We start from the raw sequence: 17,704 nt of genomic DNA on the forward strand, positions 1-17,704 counted from the left end.
GATTTTAATTAACGGAGTGTAATATTAGCGCCTAAAATAAATGTACGGACCAATGGATAGTTACCTTCCGTATTGCCGGTAATGCCATAACCCACTTCAGGATCCCAGCCATACCATTTGGTGAATGTTGCCAGGTTTCTTCCGCTCAGGTAAACCGTAAGCCCGCCAAGCTTCAATTTGTCGAGCAATGTTTTGGGCATGCTGTAACTTAAGGTCACATCTTTTATCCGGGTATAGCTTGCATCTTCGGGATAGCCATAATTCAAATAGTTAACATAAGTAAGCTTAGGCCTGGTATCGCTTTGATTTGTGGCAGTCCAATAACCCAAGCCACTGGGTAGGTTTTGCCTTCCGCCGAAATCCTTAAAGTTGATCACATCATTATTTTTTGTAACTCCCTGAACGGTTTGGATAAAGATATTGAGGTGGAAGTTTTTATAATGAAAGGTATTGGTTATACCTCCGGTCCATTTTGGAATTTCCTGCCCGATGATGGTCTGATCTTTACCATCCGAGGTAATTGTTTTACTCCCGTCAAGGTCGGCAAATTTCAGGTCGCCGGGTGTAGCATTCGGGTCCTGGTTTGCCGGATTTTCTCCAACTTTCCATACCCCCTGCAGTTTATAGTCATAAACAATATTAACCGGGTGCCCTATAAAAAAACGGTTCCCTATATCGTCTTTCTTATCGCCATACAGATCAACTATCTTATTGTTATTGGTAGAAAAATTCAAATTAGTTTCCCACTTAAAATTATCACCAACAATATTTTGCGTTCTAAGCGATATCTCCAGTCCCTGATTGGAAACCTTACCCACGTTAGTAACTACCTGCGAGTAACCCGTTGCTGACGGTAAGGCCCGATATAAGACCAGATTTTTGGTTCGGGTATTGTAGGTTTCAATTGTACCGGTAATCCTGTTATTCAGAATGGTAAAGTCGATACCTATATTGCTGCCATAGGTACTTTCCCATTTCAAATCTTTATTACCCAGGATGTCGGCAATTACACCAGTTGTTGGATGGCCGTTAGACGGAATGGAAATGGTTGTGAATGTGGAGATAGTAGATGTAGGGTCGACCGCTGACTGATTACCGGATAAGCCGTAAGAACCACGTAGTTTCAGATTATTGATAAAGCTTACGTTTTTCATAAAGCTTTCATTACTGATATTCCAGCCGAGAGCAACCGATGGGAACAAACCATATTTGCTGGTATTAGCGCCAAATGCGGAATATCCATCCCGTCTTGCTGTAGCCGTAAATAAGTACTTGCCGTCATAATTATAATTAACCCTTAGCATTTGCGAAACCATTTGAGTGGAAATAGCTTCTGACGATGCCGATATGGTATTAGCCCCCTGCAGGTTATTAAACTCTAAGGCGTCATTAATAAAACCCGATGCGTTTATTGTGGAGGAGAACAATTTATTTTCCTGGGCACTGTATAACCCTGTAAAATCGATGTGATTTTTATTCCAGTTTTTCTCGTATGACAATATATTTTCAACTATCCATTTTTTGCTTTCGCTGTTCACTACTGCCGCGGTACCTCCAGCAATATCACCGGCAAGTCTTCCCTGGTAATTCTGAAACAGCGTGGGCGTATAGGTGTAACCAGCGTTAATACGATATTTGAAATCTTTAAAAGGCTTTAATTCAACGTAAACATTGGTTATAACATTCTGGCGCCTGCTATTCCTGTCGTTAAGCGTGCCCAACATCGGGCTCTGAATGGCTTGCTCTCCCTCCATCGGAAAAATAGCGTAAGTACCGTCCGGGTTTTTAAATCTTCCGTAAGGGCTTACATCAGATGCCAGTGTTAAGCTGGCCCTTCCTCCGTCAGAGTTATTGCTAACCAGGTTGAGGTTTACACCAGCGCTTAAATAACTGGTTATTTTAGCATCAATGTTTGACCTAATACTTGCCCTCTTATTCTGGTAACCTAATAGCACCCCCTTCTCGCTAAAATAATCTCCGGAAATGTAATATTTAACATCTTCGTTACCGCCCGATATACTCAGGGTATGATCCTGGATAAATCCCTGCTGCTGGATCTCTTTCAACCAATCGGTGGTTATACCAGCAGCATAATTCTGTTGCTCATACAGGTTGGGCACAGCGAAATCATTAGTCACCCCGGCTTGTTCTTTCCAGTCGGCATACTTTTTAACGTACTCCGCTGGCCCCATTGGTTTTAAGGTGTGTGCAAAGTTTTCAAAGCCAGCATAGGTATTAAAATTGATAGCGGCCTTACCCGTCTTGCCACGCTTGGTAGTGATCAATATAACACCATTTGCACCCCTGGTACCATAAATTGCGGTAGCCGATACATCTTTTAAAACATCTACAGAAGCAACATCAGAGGTACTGATATCGCTCAGTGAACCATTTTCAAAGGGGATACCATCAATCACGATCAGGGGTGCTGTTTGTCCGTTGATGGTATTAACCCCACGAACCAGTACCGAAGGTGACTCACCAGGAACAGCGGTACCTGTGGATATATTTACACCGGCAACGGCTCCTTGCATGGCTTGCAATACATCACCAACAGGGAGTTGCGATAATCTGTCTTTGGGAAGCGATGAAACCGAACCTGTTACATCAGACCGTTTGGCGGTACCGTAACCAACAACCACAACCTCGCTGAGGGCTCTATTAACCGAAGTCATGCTGATCTGCATCATCTGGTCAAAATTGGCCCTTACTTCTACGGGCTTGTATCCAATACTGCTAATCTCAAGAATAGCGTCATTGGGGACATCGATCTTGAACATACCCTGCGCATCAGAAATTGTACCGGTCGAAGCATTTTTTACTTTTACCGAAGCACCAACCACCGCCTCTTTAGTCACATTATCGGTTAGCTTTCCTGTGAGCGTTTTGTGCTGCGCGAAAGCCTGGGAGCTTATAAAAACGGTCAGCATTAGAATCAGGGTTTTGAGTACCCCCCTGAAGGAAAATCCATAACAACAAAAAGTAATTGTTGTTGGCTTTACTGGTTTAGGCAGTCGCTTAAACTCAATTAAAGAAAAAGTACTGGGAGGTCGTTGTTTGATCATAGCTTAATTGATTAGGTTAATTTATTAGGATATTGATTTTCCTTTACATGCTGATTAAAACCTGCAGTCTCATCCGTTGATCACGTTCCCTTATTTTCTTGTAAAGGATCGCCTTAGTTAAAGGCGATCCTGCTTAATCAGAAAAAATAATATATCGTTAACGTACACATTTGTATCGTTAACGTACACGTTAAAACAAATATATACACTTATGTTAATTATCCAAATTTCTTTGTTGCTTTTTTTTACAATATTTTGAGATGTCCGTCTTGGATTGGCAATGGATAGATTTAGTGCCTTTCAAGTACCCTGGATGGTTATGAATTTTTAAAATACCAAGGGAAATATTGATAAACCTGATTAAACCAAAAAAGAGAAGGTATACCTTCTCTTTTTTGGTTTAATCAACAAATCCTTATAATCTACGGCTATGACAGAGGATTATTTAAAGCAGGCTGTAACTATCGTTATCAACAAAGAGTATAGCATTCTCATGTGTTTTCAATATCGTCGAAGGAAAAATTTCAGATACGGGCTGCACTAATGTGTGTTGTATTGCTGTCGCTTTATTGACTCCCGGAACCATGCAAAACAAGTGAGTTCCTTTCATTAAAGCAGGTATAGTCAACGTCACTGCGTATTCTGGCACGTGAGCCAGAGTATCAAAGCAACCGTCATTAACTTGCTGTTGCCTGCAGGCCAGATCAAGCTGAACTATTTTTACCAATTCCGGATCATTAAAATTTGCCACATGTGGATCATTAAAAGCGATGTGGGTATTCTCCCCTATTCCCATACATACAATATCGGTCGGGTTATTGATTAGCAAGCGAGAATATCGCTCGCATTCGGTTTTAACATGAAGTAAATCTCCATTAATATAATTTACCGATGCGAAAGGAACGCGATCAAAAAGCTTTTCCTTAAGAAAACTGCTAAACAACTCCGGAGCTCCCGCTGGCAAGCCTACGTATTCATCCATATGAAACGCATTTATTTTCGCCCATTCAATACTTTTATCGCTGGCCAAAGCATTTAAAAATTCATTTTGTGAAGGAGCGGCAGCAAAAACTATGTTGATAACCGGCTTATCAATCAGTAATTGTTTAATCTTTTCGCTTACCATTTTGGCCGCTGTTTCGCCAAGGGATGTCCTGTTTTCAAAAACCAGCACTTCGAGTTTTTCTTTTTTTATAATTTGCTGCATTTGTATTGCTTATTTCAGGATAGGTTTAATATCTATTTTATATTGCTGGTATAAACTACTTTGCCTCCAATAATGGTTTTACAGAGGTTGATCTGCTCATCAAAGAGCACCAGGTCGGCATCTTTTCCAAGCTCAATAGATCCTTTTCGGTCATCTGCCCCCATTATTTTAGCAGGCGTAGCGGTCATCATAGTTATGGCATCAATCAAAGGCACATCGGCAAGTCTGACCATGTTTTTTACCAATTGGATAGTTGTGGCTACACTTCCGGCAAATGCGCTTCTGTCAGGTAATTTCGCTACATTATCTTCCACAATCACCTTCAAACCATTTTTGAGATCACCAAGAATGCTTTCTCCTGGCGGCATGCCGGCAGCCCTCATCGCGTCGGTTATCAGGGCTATTTTATCAGGGCCTTTGATCTTATAAACCAACTTGAGCAAAGCTGGAGGTAAGTGTACTCCATCAGCAATTATCTCCACGGTCATATTATCCAGCAGGTAACCAGCCTCTATAACACCCGCATATCTGAAAGCATTACGCCGGGATACACCCGACATGCAAGAATAGAAATGGGTAATATGAGTGTAACCATTCTCATAAGCCTCTAAAGCCTCTTCATATATGGCATTGGTATGTGCAATAGACGGCAGTATACCCTTTGATCTAAGGTATCTGCCAAATTCCAGGGCTCCTTTTAATTCAGGGGCCGCACTCCAGCGCTTTACAATGGATGATCGTTGTAAGACATCTTTGTATTCATCAGGGTCTGGCAATCGTATAAACCTTGGGTCCTGCGCGCCGCGTTGATCCATTGCAAAGTACGGCCCCTCAATATGCATACCTAAATAGTTCGCCCCCAAAACGTTTAATTTTTCCGACTCTTCATACAAGCTCAATGTTTTAAACAATGCCTCTGGTTCGCAGCTTAACGTAGTTGGTGTGAATGAAGTTGTTCCGTGACTTGCATGTAATTTTGCAATTTCCAGGTAAGCCGTAACCGTATTATCCATAAAATCGTGGCCGCCACCACCGTGTACATGAATATCAATAAACCCAGGAGAAAGGTATTTCCCGCCAGCGTCAATTACCGTATCGCTTTCCGTATCTATATTATTTTCAGCAATAGCGGTTATCTTACCATGATTAATCAATAAGCTTCCGTTTTTAAGGATCCGGCCGGGTGTTATAATTTTTGCATTAATGATTTTCAAACTTGAAGAATTCATTTTTGAGTTGTTTATATTAAAAAGTCCATTTTTTGATCCTATGGCCATAAAATGCGTAAAAAACCAGGTAGCCATAACAAGGCAATAATACCATATAGGCTTGTTGTAAACTAAACTGATCTGCAAAGTAGCCGTAAAAAAGCGGCAGGATCGCATTGCCGCACAATCCCATAATTAACAACGAAGCGCCTATTTTTAAATGCTTACCCAAGTTATTGAGTGCCAGCGGCCAGATACCAGCCCAGATCATGGAATTTGCAAAGCCCAAAAGCACAATAAACCATAAAGATATATGTGCATAATGGCCAATGAGATTAATCTGGCCCCTGCAAATAACAACAAAGATCGAGAAAACAGATCCAAGTACCGTACAAATACGAAGCGCGTTCTTTTGAGATATCGCCCAGGGAATTAAACAGATCCCCATCAGGTAACCGCATATGGTTGCAAACAGTGTATAAGACGGCAATACCTTAGCCTCTGCTAATGGCATTCCCATGCTTTGCGCATATGGTATGATAGTATCTATTGCAATAACCTGCGAGCCAACATGGAAAAAGATCGCAAAAACGCCTAGCACCAGATGAGGAAAATGATAGATCCTTGTCTTGTTAAATTCGTCCCGGAGCTCTTCATTATCGCCCACTTTATCAATTTCGGGTAGCGGTGAATATCTGATCAATATGCCAAGCAAAGCGAGTATACTGCCCACAAAAGCGTATGGCGGTATAACACGTTTAATGAGCATATCCAATGCCAATTTTTTATGACTATCGTCCATCAACTGAATATCTTTGAATAATTGACTATCACCTGGTTTAATGATTACAGCGGCCAATAGCAAGGGCGCAATTATACCTGCCGTTTTATTGCAGATCCCCATCATACTGATCCTTTGGGCTGCCCGATCTTTTGCTCCCAGTATAGTAACGTAAGGGTTAGCGGCGGTTTGCAATATGGCCAATCCAATACCGATAATAAAAAGGCCTGTAAGAAACAGATAATATGACCTGATCATAGCTGCAGGAATAAAAATGAATGCCCCAATAGACATAATCCAAAACCCAATCATCATACCCTTTTTGAATCCGGTCCTTTTCAACAAATACGAAGACGGAATTGAAATTACGAGATAAGAAATATAGAAAGCAAATGTGACCAAATACGACTGAAAATTTGTAAGCTGGCAGGCTATTTTGAAATAAGGTATAAGTATCGCATTAATCCACGTTGCAAAACCGAACACAAAAAATACAATACAAATGATCATCAAGGGTATTATATTTTTAGATAACTGGTCTTTCATAAAATGAGCAATTCTAATTGGCAGTGATAGTATTCGTGTACGTACACGAAGATAAATTAATTATATCTTTCTGGCAAGCATTTTCGATACTAATTTAAAATGCTTGCAAAAAGCAAAAATAAGAAGCAACTATCTGATGCTGAAGAGATCATTACCCCATATTACATAGTTTGCTGCTCATATACCAAGAACCTAAAAAAGACTGATATAATTAATCGCTTTATAAATATTACCACAATCGAAACTACAAGCCGTACCAATATCCCCTTAATTCCTGAGCCCTTGCCATACTTCGGATGCCAATCACTGTTGGGTTCACTAAATGCGCCTTTTACAATTAAACACTTATAGAAGCCAGTTTCTTCAAATTTTCTATAAAAAAGTTCGCAAGCCGCGGTCATTTATCTCATCTTGTTTTAACATTTTGCAATAGGAAACCAATTTTAGCACAATTTGCTCAATAGCATTTGTTGTTTCATATTTATTTGTTATATTGTATTGTCGGAACATAAAAAGTTGGCTTGTAAGCTATCAACCTCATGAAGTTATGAGAGGTTTATTTCCCCTTCCCATTTTAGAGTATTGACGTTATTTTACGCTTTGATATATACTCATGCCAACTTCTCAACCTCATTATATTATTGCAATTGGCGCATCAGCAGGCAGTACTGAAGAAATTAACGCCTTTTTCGATCACACACCTTTAGATGATGTTTCCTATATAATTGTGCAACATTTGTCAGTTGACTTTAAAAGCAGAATGGTTGAATTACTCGCCAGACATAGTAAACTTAAAGTTGAAGAGGCTGTGCATAATATGGAAGTTAAAAGGAATCAGGTTTACCTGATTCCTAATGATAAATTTATGACCATCAGTAACAACAGGCTTCAATTAACAGAGAAAAAAACTGCAAAAGGTCCGCATTTAACTATCAATACCTTATTCACTTCACTTGCCGTGGATGCCGGCCCAAAGGCCATCGGGGTCATTTTATCTGGATTAGGCTCTGATGGAACCGAGGGTGTTAGTTCTATAAAAACAGCTGGGGGGATGGTGTTAGTCCGTAATCCTGAAACAACCGAATACAGCAGCATGCCTGCTCATGCTATAGCCACGGGAATGGTAGATTTTATTTTAGAACCAGAATTCATGCCGGGAGTTATTGAAGATTATGTAAAACATCAAGGAGATGTAAAATATAAAGGAGAATTAATAGCAGATGAAAAGAGCGATGAAAAATACATCACAGCCATCATCGCATTGATAAAAGAAAAGTCGCCGCTTGATTTTTCCGATTATAAACAAACCACCATACTCAGAAGAACTAAAAGAAGAGCGGCTTATAAAAACTTCACCAAGCTCTCAGATTATCTGGAGTTCCTAAAATCGACCCCCGAAGAGGTTGAGGTCCTGGCGACAAATTTTCTGATAAGTGTTACAGCTTTTTTCAGGGATAAGGTGGCATTTGACATTATTAGGGATACCGTATTTCCCGACCTACTATCCAGGATCACTCCCGACGAAGAACTGAAAATATGGGTAGCTGGGTGCGCAACCGGCGAAGAAGTGTACTCTTTGGCTATACTAATTACTGAACAGCTCAATGCTAATTCACAAAATAACGTTGTTAAGATTTTTGCTACTGATATTGATAGCGCTGCGCTTGCATACGCAAGCAAAGGTATATATCCCAAAGCGGCTATTAAAAATATACCCTGGGAACAAATTAATAATTTTTTCCTTAAAGAAGGAAATGATTACCGGATAAAACCAGAAATACGCAAAATGGTCATATTTGCGCAGCATGACCTTGTAAAAAATCCGCCTTATTGCAATATGCATTTTATCAGTTGCCGCAATCTGCTGATTTATATGACCCCTGTTTTGCAAAAAAAAATATTTACATTGCTTTTATTCGGGCTTAAAATGGATGGGTATTTATTCCTGGGTACTAGCGAAAACCCCATGCCGATCATCAATAACCTGGAAATAATAGATAAAAAATGGAAGATCTATAAAAACATCAAACCAAAGCAAGCAGTAAGTTTCGATGCCTTTTCAATGCCTGACTTACAGGACATCAAAAGAGCTGCCCCAACCCAATCCATGGAAGATTCTTCAAAAAATACAAACTATACCACGGCCGATGCCATGCTTTTAAATTTGGCAACCCAACTGGACCATCTTGCTATTTGTGTTGATGAACATAACAACGTGTTAAAGTCATACGGCGATCCGACAAAATATTTTCTACAAAAATATTTCACCTCACACCTTCCTGACTTATTGCCCAAACCACTTGCAGTAGCCTTTAATATATTGATTAACAATACATTAAAAACAAATAAAAGTAGCCAAATTAATGGAATAAAAATAAAAACCGGTAAACATACCATTAAAGTAAATATAACTTTAGATCCTTTGCAGCAAAAGAAAGGCGAAAAAAAGTTACTGATGGTAACGCTAAGGGAAGACAAGTTAACTAAAGATAAGCAATTAACAGCGGATACCTTATTTGATGAACACACATCGCTTAATCAGTATTGCATAAACCTGGAAGAAGAAGTAAAGGAATTAAAAGACAAGCTTCAGGCATCATATGAGAGGCTTAATGCATCTAATGAAAATATGCTGTCTTTTAACGAAGAATTGATCTCTGCAAATGAAGAAATGCAAAGCACCAACGAGGAAATGCAATCAGTAAATGAAGAGCTTCATACTATTAATGCCGACTATCAACTTAAAAACAAAGAGCTTGTTGAGCTCAACGATGATCTTAATAATTATTTCCGTAGTAATATTAATGGGCAATTGTTTATCAACAACGATCTGGTTTTAATGAAGTTTTCGCCAGGTGCTGTGAAACAAATTAACTTACTGGAAACTGATATTGGCAGGCCATTAAGTAATATTTCTACCAACATTAAATTTGATACCATCATTGATGATATTAAACAGGTACTTACAACCGGTACAACACTTACAAAGGAGGTAGAAACTAACAATAATCACTGGTATCAAATGATGATTATGCCATACATACGGGCAAATCACAAAAATAACGGCGCAGTTATCACGTTTAACGATATCACTGAGCTAAAAAGCGCTCAAAATGCGCTTGATAAAAAGAATAAAAGTTTACTGCGGATAAATACAGATCTGGATCATTTTGTTCATGCTACATCACATGATCTTTTAGCCCCCTTAGGTAATATCGAAGCGAGCATCAATGAATTGAATAATTTGACCTTGTCTGAAGCCGAAGTGATCGACTTTTTAAATATCATCAATTTATCTATTAAACAGTTTAGAGAGTTAGTTACAGAAATAGCCACAATTGCTAAAATAGAAAGTGATATGTTGGTTTTAGAACTTGTTGATTTAGATGAGATCATTAACAGTGTTACCTGGAGTCTGCAAAATCAAATCAAGACAACAGGAGCAATTATTAACCGGGATATTAAAGAAAAAAAGATCCTATTCTCAAAAAAGAATTTGAGAAGCATTATATATAACCTGATTTCCAATGCTATCAAATACAAGCGTGATTTATCGCCGGTGATCAATATTGATACTGTAAGAGATGGGGATAATGTGATTATTGCCGTACAGGATAACGGGACCGGTATAGCCAAAGAAAAACTTCAGAAAGTTTTTGAGATGTATACCCGGTTTAGCCAAGATACCGAGGGGAATGGTATCGGTTTATATCTCGCCAAAAAAATTGTGGATGGCGTAGGAGGTAATATCATTGTAGAAAGCGAACTGGGCGTTGGCAGCAAATTTATAATACACTTAATGGCCAAACCATCGGGTGTTTAATGTTCCCGAATAACCCAGTTAAAAACTTGTAAACCAGTAGTTGCCTCTCAGTTTTTAATTCTTTCCAGGCGATTGGGTTCCAGAATGGTAATATGACCGGATTTTTTTTCAATCAACCCTTCTTCTATAAAATCCGTTAGTGTCCGGCTTACGGTTTCCATAGCCATGCCAGCCATACCGGCTAATTCCTCCCGGGATATTTTCAGCAGTAAGAAATCATCTGATTTTTTGTTGAGCCTTAACAAGGTTTGGGCCAATCGTTTTCTGACAGAATTATAAGCAAGCTCCAGCATCTGGTCTTCTTTCTCAGATATATCTGTTGAAAGCAATCGTAAAAACTGCTGACTGATAGATGGGTAGCGGGCTAATAATGATAAAACAGTATCTTTAGGCAGCAGGCACACGGTAGCATCTTCAACCGCTACCGCACTTTCTTTATATACTTCATTTAACAACAAAGCATTTACGCCTAAATAATTATCTGCTTTGTATAAACCCGTCATGAATTCCCTCCCGTCGTCTGATAATTTTGTGGTTTTTATGCATCCTTCCAATACGAGGTATATACCGGTTGGTTGATCGCCATCGTAGTATAAAATCTGTTTCTTTTTAACCTGGCGTATCTTTCTGCTGGCTATTAAAGCTTTTAATTCGATCTCTTCGTCCTTGGGATTGTTTGTAAGTATATCCATACTTTTCATCGTCCGGTTAAACGAAATCTTTCGTGTTTCATTTTTATTTAACCGGCATACCACTGAACTAATTAATTCTGTACTGTTAACCGGCTTAATAATATAATCGTCGGCTCCCAGTTGCATCCCTTTTCTAAAATCCAGGGGATCATTTTTAGATGTTAAAAAAATAAATGGGATACTGGCAGTTTCCTGATTTTTACCCAATAATTGTAAAACATCGTAGCCGTCCAATTCGGGCATCATGACATCGCACAATATCAGGTCGGGTTTAATTTGTGACACTAATCCAACACCGGTTTTACCATTGCTGGCTTGTACTATGTTGTACCCTGCTTGTGTTAATACCTTTGTCGTGACGGCCCTCATCAGGTCATCATCGTCAATAATAAGTATACGTTCATTCATAATCAATAAGATTAAAGTTATTAGGGTAACTTATATTTAACTCGTTATAGGCAGATCAGAATTTTTTCAACTTAACAATTAAAAAACAGCATTCTAAAACATCCGGAGTTTATCTGTCCCGATTATGATTCGAAAAGATGCGCACTCGGTTTAGGTTGTAAATAAAATTTTATTAGTTATAAAATTGGCAAATGATATAGTTTTTGATAAACTCAGTTATTTTATAGGGATACACAAATTTACAATTAATATTTGTAAATTAAACCCGTAAAGGGCCAATATATACCTATAGAGGGTCATTTTAGTGTTTAAACACTTTCTTTTAATTGTTTTTATCACACTATTGGCTTTGAAATATCCTGAAATATACCTGCAATTTTTTGACAGGCCCCCTCTCTAAATTCCGAGTAACTTATTACCCTTATCCGCCTCGGATTCCCCGCCAATGTAATTATGTCAGCCTCTATATCAAATGTTAATCCTTTTGTTAGCGCCTGGTTATAAACCTGATTGATCAAATTTCGGTCGCTCCCTTTCTTAAACAACTTTATAATAATATCAAAATCAATCTCAACACCTACGGGTATATCTAATATATCCATGGAAACTTTACTCCAGGAGGTTTTCTTATTTTTGAGGTCGAACTTCCACGTCCCAATCCGAGCTATTTCGTTGGCTTTTCCTAAAATTTCCGACACATCATCTTTTTCACTATCCCGAGTTTTTAAAACAGAAATATCTTCTGTACTTATTAATAACCCACTTATCGCATTTTTATCGTTGTACCAGGGTCTTACCTCCCATTTTATCCAAGTTTTTGTTCCATCATTTTTTTCGATCAATTCTTCATCACATCTATTAATCTTTCCTTGCATTGATGTTTTATAAACCTCTTTAAACTTTAACTTTTCGCCCAATAAGCCCGGGTTATAAACCGTACCGGTTAAGTCGCCATTGGCGTAGTTGTGATCCTTTAACCATTTATTTGAAAATGCCAGGTAGTGCATATTTTTATCGAGCATGGCCAGAGCTATTGGAGCCTGAGAAACAAATATGTAACATAGATCAGCGGTAATCCTGTGTATTTTTCCAAATGAATTATCTTCATTTTTATCATGAAGATATTTTTTATAGCAGGCAATGAAGTTTGAGGGATTAGAGAAGTTAAATATAACTGCCAATTGCTTTTTACTGTATCGATCCTCTTCCAGGTATTTTTCAGCTAACTCCATTTGCAGGTTTCTGTAATAGGTAAAAACGCTCATGTTGAATTTGGCTTTAAAATCCCGTTTCAATTTTGACTCCGATATAAAATGGAGTTTTGAAAGTTTCGAAATTCCCGGGAACCCTGTAAACAAACATGATTTCAATGTAACGTCAACATCGTTGAATACACTTTCGGCCAAATGATTAAAACTTTTTAAATCATCATATTTACCTGGTACGTTTGGTAAATTTTTATTTTCATCATTAGCTATATCTTTTATATGGACAAAAAAACCGTCTATTTTCCCATTTTCAGAATCAGGGCTATAAGTTACAGCGCTTTTCTTTATTTCGCCAGCGGGCGTCTTTATTTCGCATTCAAAGCGTTGCACCTTCCCTTCAAGTACATTGGTCATATAAGGTAAGCTTCCCTGAAAAGAATCGCCCAATAACTCCTTTATTTCTATTGTATTAATCATAGTATCGAGCTGCCTGCCAAACCACAGGGCAAAGGCTTCGGTCGCATATCGGCATATCAGGTTCCGATCCCAATAAGCAACCATCGCAATCGATTGGTCCATCATTTCAACTTCTGGTATACTATGTTTGTTAACCATGTTACTCATAAGGGTTAGTATATTTTTTGTGAATAACCACACTAAAAAAAATGAAGTTATTCAACGATAAAATAGCAACGATGTTGATTTGAGACGCATCATCAGCTTATTTATGATTTTTCAAATTAAAGCTCCTGAACAAGCCAATGTTAAAGACCTTGTCCTGAGCTTAAACAGAAATAATAAATTAGGTAGTATGGCTACGGAATATATTGGTTATGGCGAATCTATCATTAAATTTAGTGTTTTTAATAAAGATTCCATCATTATCTTTTCTTAACTTAATTAAAATAAACACCCGTTTCTTGTTTGCTACAGATCAAATCTCCAGGCTAAAAACAAATAAAGCCATTGACCAGATAGTCAACGGCTTCGTTTATTCTCAAAATTTATAGGGTATATAAACAGGTTGCTGATTATCTGGTCCAATCATTATCTGAGTGCGGATCATGGTCTTTTATTTCGTGGCTTAACGCTTCGTTAAATTTCTCCAATAACTTAATATACCTGTCCATCCAATAGTAGATAGCAGTTGAAGGTTGTTCAACTCCGTTTGGTATTTCGGTAAAAGGCTCTTCTATTGCATTATTGCTTTTTTGGGCAAAGTCATCAGGAAATTCGTTAGAAAAATCGTGTCCAATCACAAAACCGATTTTACAGATAATATCAAAACTCAGTTTCTCCATTTCAAACCAATTGTAAATAGTACGTCGGCTCACATTTAGCCGCCTGGCGAGTTCGCTAATACCCATAGGATCTCTTCGAACCACCCGCTCTACTACCTGGCCGTAATTCACATCAGAATAATTAGAAGCCTTCATAAGATTGTTATCATAACTCATAACCGGATAATCGATTTTATTATACATACCTTGATTTTTTAATATATCTTCAATGTTATTAAAAGCTCTTACTGGTCGAAAAATGAACCTAATATAATAGTAACCAATCGTACCTTCTTAATTTTAAGATGCGTTTACTATTTCCAATCTGTTCAATTATCCACCTCGTTGCTATTATGTATGATAAAAATAAATCAATGAAAACACTAAAAAGTGATTTGCATCACACTTAGCTGTGATTTTGAACAATATGATTTACAAGGTATCTTGGAATATATTTTATTATTTAAGCTATATTATTTCGGTATTAACGAGCATCATATCCAGCTTTTCATACTGCGAGTTATTACTGATATAATCTGGCAGGATACTTTTCATTTTCAGTACCATTTGATCTGTATTATTAAGCATGCTCAATTCCAACAGTTCCTTGATTACTTTATTAACTTCTATATAGCAATTAGGTATAGTTTTAGAAATCGTTATATTTTTATTGTGAGTTGGAATAATATGTTCATCTATATTTAGCATTTCTTCGTAAAGCTTTTCACCAGGCCTAAGTCCGGTATAAACAATTTTAATATCCTCGTCTGGTCTGAGGCCAGCCAGCTTGATCATATTAGCTGCAAGATCCGCTATCCGAACAGGTTCGCCCATATCAAACAGGAATATTTCGGAACCCTTACCCATCACTGCTGCTTCCAGAACCAGTTGCACCGCTTCTGGAATGGTCATAAAATAGCGGGTAATATCAGGATGGGTTACTGTTACCGGTCCCCCTTTTTCAATTTGCGCTTTAAATCTGGGAATAACGGAGCCATTTGAGCCTAAAACATTACCGAAACGGGTTGTAATAAATTTGGTATTATGTATTACGTTATTTTCATTTACTAAATAAAGAGAGTTCTTATCACCAAGTTCGGTACCTAAAGACTGTATGTACATTTCTGCAATACGCTTGGATGCTCCCATAATATTTGTAGGCCGAACGGCTTTGTCGGTTGAAATCATTACGAATTTTTCCACCCCAAACTCCAACGAGATGTCTGCCATGTTTTTGGTGCCCCAAACGTTGGTCAATACAGCCTCAACAGGATTATTTTCCATCATGGGTACATGTTTATAAGCAGCAGCATGAAAAACTATCTGTGGCTTGTATAAGTTAAATAGTGATTTAATCCGATTCGTGTTTTGGATATCAGCAACAAATATCTTGGTCTTACAGGTACTTTTTCCATCTTCAATTTCAAGCTGTATATCATGTAGCGGAGTCTCCGCCTGATCACATAATATGATGTACTCCGGATTATAACCCATTACCTGCCGCACTATTTCAGACCCGATAGAACCTGCCGCTCCGGTAACCAGGATTCTTTTGCCACGGATTTCACTAAAAATATGATCCTTACACAATTCAATAGGTGCACGTTCCAACAAATCTTCAATCTTCAAATCCTTAAATTGATTTAAATTGGGTTTTCCGTTGAGCCATTGACCGGAAGGTGGCACAGTAATAACCTTGATGCCCAATTCAATACATTTTTCTATGGCCCTTTTTTTACCATCAACATTCAGATCTTCGGAAGTCACCAACATGGTTTTAATGGTAAACTTTTGCTTTAAGCCCTCCAGTGCTCTTATTGGATAAACCTGCTTTTGTTCAAGGCATTTATTGATTTTATCAGATCCAACGTCTATAAAGCCTTGAACCTGTATCATGAGTCCTTTTTGCGACTCAATAGCCTTCTTAATTAAAATAGAGGACGTACCTGACCCATATATCAATATATTATCCTTTTTTACCGTAACCAGAGGGCCATCAAGGTATACAAACAGATCTTTTATAATAATACGCATCCCCATCAGTAATGATGATGATATGAAAAAATTGATGAGCAGAATGTCACCTAATCCACTTAAACTAAACTGAAAATAAGGCGCAAAAAGAATATTGCAAAGCAACATGAATGCTGCATTACTTAACAATACTGCCATAAAAACACGCAACATATCCTTGGTATTTGAATACCTGATAATACGGGTATGAATGCGCATGATCAGGAATATTAAAATGGCATTGGCACTGTAAAAAATCATGTAATAAATATTATTCAGTTTCATGTCCAATTTGTCTTTTAAAGAAATGGAAAGACAAAGCGAAATAAAAACGATCACCAGATCGATCAGAAGAACTAACCACCTGGAATGAATTTTATCCTGAAATAGTAAATTTCTGATAAGTAACATAATAAATAAGATTAAGGTTATTTATAAACTCAGGCGTACCTGTAGAGCGGGAAAAAGTCGATATCTGAGGTTTTATCTATATTTTTTTTATCAAGAAGTTCCTGATAAGCGCAAGGGTTGGCTATATAACGCCAGCTTTTATACGGCAGGCACAGATCGGTAAAGCCTAATTTCCATTTAAAAAGTGCATCTTCTTTAAACCCTAACCCACCACCAAGGTTATAGTAATGCATCCCCATTGTCCTGCCTATTACAGAAATCTCATCTGCCAAAAATTTTGACGGACTATGATGCAGGTATTCTGCGCGGGTACCTAATAAGTGTGCTTGGATAATGCCATTTGTTAAAGTAACTATGGTACTACAGATGGCTTTATCGCCATCATATACGGTTAAAAGCCGGGCGTCATATTCATTAGTATTCAGTATTCTGTCAAAATAGTCTTCGTTAAACAAATAATAATCAGAGGCGCCTACCCTTTTCATGGTTTCATGATAAATATTTACAAACAACGCAATGGACTCTGAGTCTTTCCCATCTTTAATCACAAAACCTTTTTTCCTGGCATGTTTCACAGCATCCATGGTTGATTGCCGGTATTTTTCCCGTTGCGCTTCTATACTTACAGACAGATCGATAACTACAGTAAGACCATTTTCAAATACCCCACCAAATTTTTCAAGTATTAATTGTTGTTTAAAAAAGGGGTGCATCCTGATAAATACAGAAACATATTTTTCGTCTGATAAAAATTGGATAAAAGCTCGCTTAAAGTTCCCAATAAAGGGTTCATCCAATTCCTCTATTTTTTTATTGGAGAAAGGTCCCGTATAACCATACACACAGCTGAGGTCAAAAAGCTCTGATCCGGGAATTGCTCTTCGGAGTAACGGCACTGCAATAAAATCATCATGCTCCTGATAGACTGCTAAAATTGGTATACCGCCAGTTTCTAATGTGTGATAATGCCAGGTATGATAAAAGTCATATTCTGCAGCTTTTTGAACATAGGAAATCCATTCCAGCTTGTTATGGATGGTAAATATTTTAATCATAAGGTTG

At 37.9% G+C, this 17,704-nt stretch carries 10 protein-coding genes; 1 reads left to right on the plus strand and 9 read right to left on the minus strand.

Annotated features, from left to right (window positions below):
• Nucleotides 1–8: 8 nt before the first annotated feature.
• From BLR84_RS12675 to BLR84_RS12690, 4 genes are all read right to left on the minus strand, one after another.
• Nucleotides 9–3,065, minus strand: coding sequence for a SusC/RagA family TonB-linked outer membrane protein (locus tag BLR84_RS12675; protein WP_218128315.1), 3,057 nt, complete (start codon nt 3,063–3,065; stop codon nt 9–11).
• Nucleotides 3,066–3,510: 445 nt separating this feature from the next.
• A complete protein-coding gene (locus BLR84_RS12680; protein WP_176852050.1) occupies nt 3,511–4,272 on the minus strand; it encodes a glucosamine-6-phosphate deaminase in 762 nt (253 codons plus the stop codon).
• A 32-nt stretch (nt 4,273–4,304) separates the two neighbouring features.
• On the minus strand, nt 4,305–5,501 hold the full coding sequence (gene nagA, locus BLR84_RS12685) for an N-acetylglucosamine-6-phosphate deacetylase (protein ID WP_090469271.1): 1,197 nt from the start codon (nt 5,499–5,501) through the stop codon (nt 4,305–4,307).
• A gap of 16 nt (nt 5,502–5,517) precedes the next feature.
• The gene (locus tag BLR84_RS12690; protein ID WP_090468443.1) at nt 5,518–6,807 is read right to left on the minus strand and encodes a sugar MFS transporter; all 1,290 of its coding nucleotides are present in this window, start codon (nt 6,805–6,807) and stop codon (nt 5,518–5,520) included.
• A gap of 613 nt (nt 6,808–7,420) precedes the next feature.
• Here BLR84_RS12690 and BLR84_RS12700 point away from each other — a divergent pair.
• On the plus strand, nt 7,421–10,630 hold the full coding sequence (locus BLR84_RS12700) for a chemotaxis protein CheB (RefSeq protein ID WP_090468447.1): 3,210 nt from the start codon (nt 7,421–7,423) through the stop codon (nt 10,628–10,630).
• Between the two features lie 47 nt (nt 10,631–10,677).
• On the opposite strand, the gene BLR84_RS12705 is transcribed toward BLR84_RS12700, so the two are convergent.
• From BLR84_RS12705 to BLR84_RS12725, 5 genes are all read right to left on the minus strand, one after another.
• Nucleotides 10,678–11,730, minus strand: coding sequence for a response regulator (locus BLR84_RS12705; RefSeq protein WP_090468449.1), 1,053 nt, complete (start codon nt 11,728–11,730; stop codon nt 10,678–10,680).
• 335 nt (nt 11,731–12,065) lie between these two features.
• The gene (locus BLR84_RS12710; RefSeq protein WP_090468451.1) at nt 12,066–13,562 is read right to left on the minus strand and encodes an AraC family transcriptional regulator; all 1,497 of its coding nucleotides are present in this window, start codon (nt 13,560–13,562) and stop codon (nt 12,066–12,068) included.
• A 407-nt stretch (nt 13,563–13,969) separates the two neighbouring features.
• Nucleotides 13,970–14,374: a helix-turn-helix domain-containing protein gene (locus tag BLR84_RS12715; protein WP_090469274.1), complete on the minus strand. Its 405-nt coding sequence runs from the start codon at nt 14,372–14,374 to the stop codon at nt 13,970–13,972.
• A gap of 312 nt (nt 14,375–14,686) precedes the next feature.
• Entirely contained in the window at nt 14,687–16,642 is a 1,956-nt protein-coding gene (locus BLR84_RS12720; RefSeq protein ID WP_255366927.1) for a polysaccharide biosynthesis protein, read from the minus strand.
• Nucleotides 16,643–16,671: 29 nt separating this feature from the next.
• Nucleotides 16,672–17,697 (minus strand): GNAT family N-acetyltransferase, encoded by a 1,026-nt coding sequence (locus BLR84_RS12725; protein WP_090468453.1) that lies wholly within the window; start codon nt 17,695–17,697, stop codon nt 16,672–16,674.
• Nucleotides 17,698–17,704 lie beyond the last annotated feature (7 nt).

Origin of the sequence: Mucilaginibacter sp. OK268, assembly GCF_900103125.1 — a bacterium.
In the GTDB taxonomy this organism is placed as follows: Bacteria; Bacteroidota; Bacteroidia; order Sphingobacteriales; family Sphingobacteriaceae; genus Mucilaginibacter.

Bases quoted from the DNA above. Each gene is read 5' to 3' on its own strand.
- BLR84_RS12675 (WP_218128315.1), bottom strand. From the start codon at position 3,065: ATGATCAAACAACGACCTCCCAGTACTTTTTCTTTAATTGAGTTTAAG.
- BLR84_RS12710 (WP_090468451.1), bottom strand. From the start codon at position 13,562: ATGAGTAACATGGTTAACAAACATAGTATACCAGAAGTTGAAATGATG.
- BLR84_RS12680 (WP_176852050.1), bottom strand. From the start codon at position 4,272: ATGCAGCAAATTATAAAAAAAGAAAAACTCGAAGTGCTGGTTTTTGAA.
- BLR84_RS12705 (WP_090468449.1), bottom strand. From the start codon at position 11,730: ATGAATGAACGTATACTTATTATTGACGATGATGACCTGATGAGGGCC.
- BLR84_RS12715 (WP_090469274.1), bottom strand. From the start codon at position 14,374: ATGAAGGCTTCTAATTATTCTGATGTGAATTACGGCCAGGTAGTAGAG.
- BLR84_RS12700 (WP_090468447.1), top strand. From the start codon at position 7,421: ATGCCAACTTCTCAACCTCATTATATTATTGCAATTGGCGCATCAGCA.
- BLR84_RS12725 (WP_090468453.1), bottom strand. From the start codon at position 17,697: ATGATTAAAATATTTACCATCCATAACAAGCTGGAATGGATTTCCTAT.
- nagA (WP_090469271.1), bottom strand. From the start codon at position 5,501: ATGAATTCTTCAAGTTTGAAAATCATTAATGCAAAAATTATAACACCC.
- BLR84_RS12720 (WP_255366927.1), bottom strand. From the start codon at position 16,642: ATGTTACTTATCAGAAATTTACTATTTCAGGATAAAATTCATTCCAGG.
- BLR84_RS12690 (WP_090468443.1), bottom strand. From the start codon at position 6,807: ATGAAAGACCAGTTATCTAAAAATATAATACCCTTGATGATCATTTGT.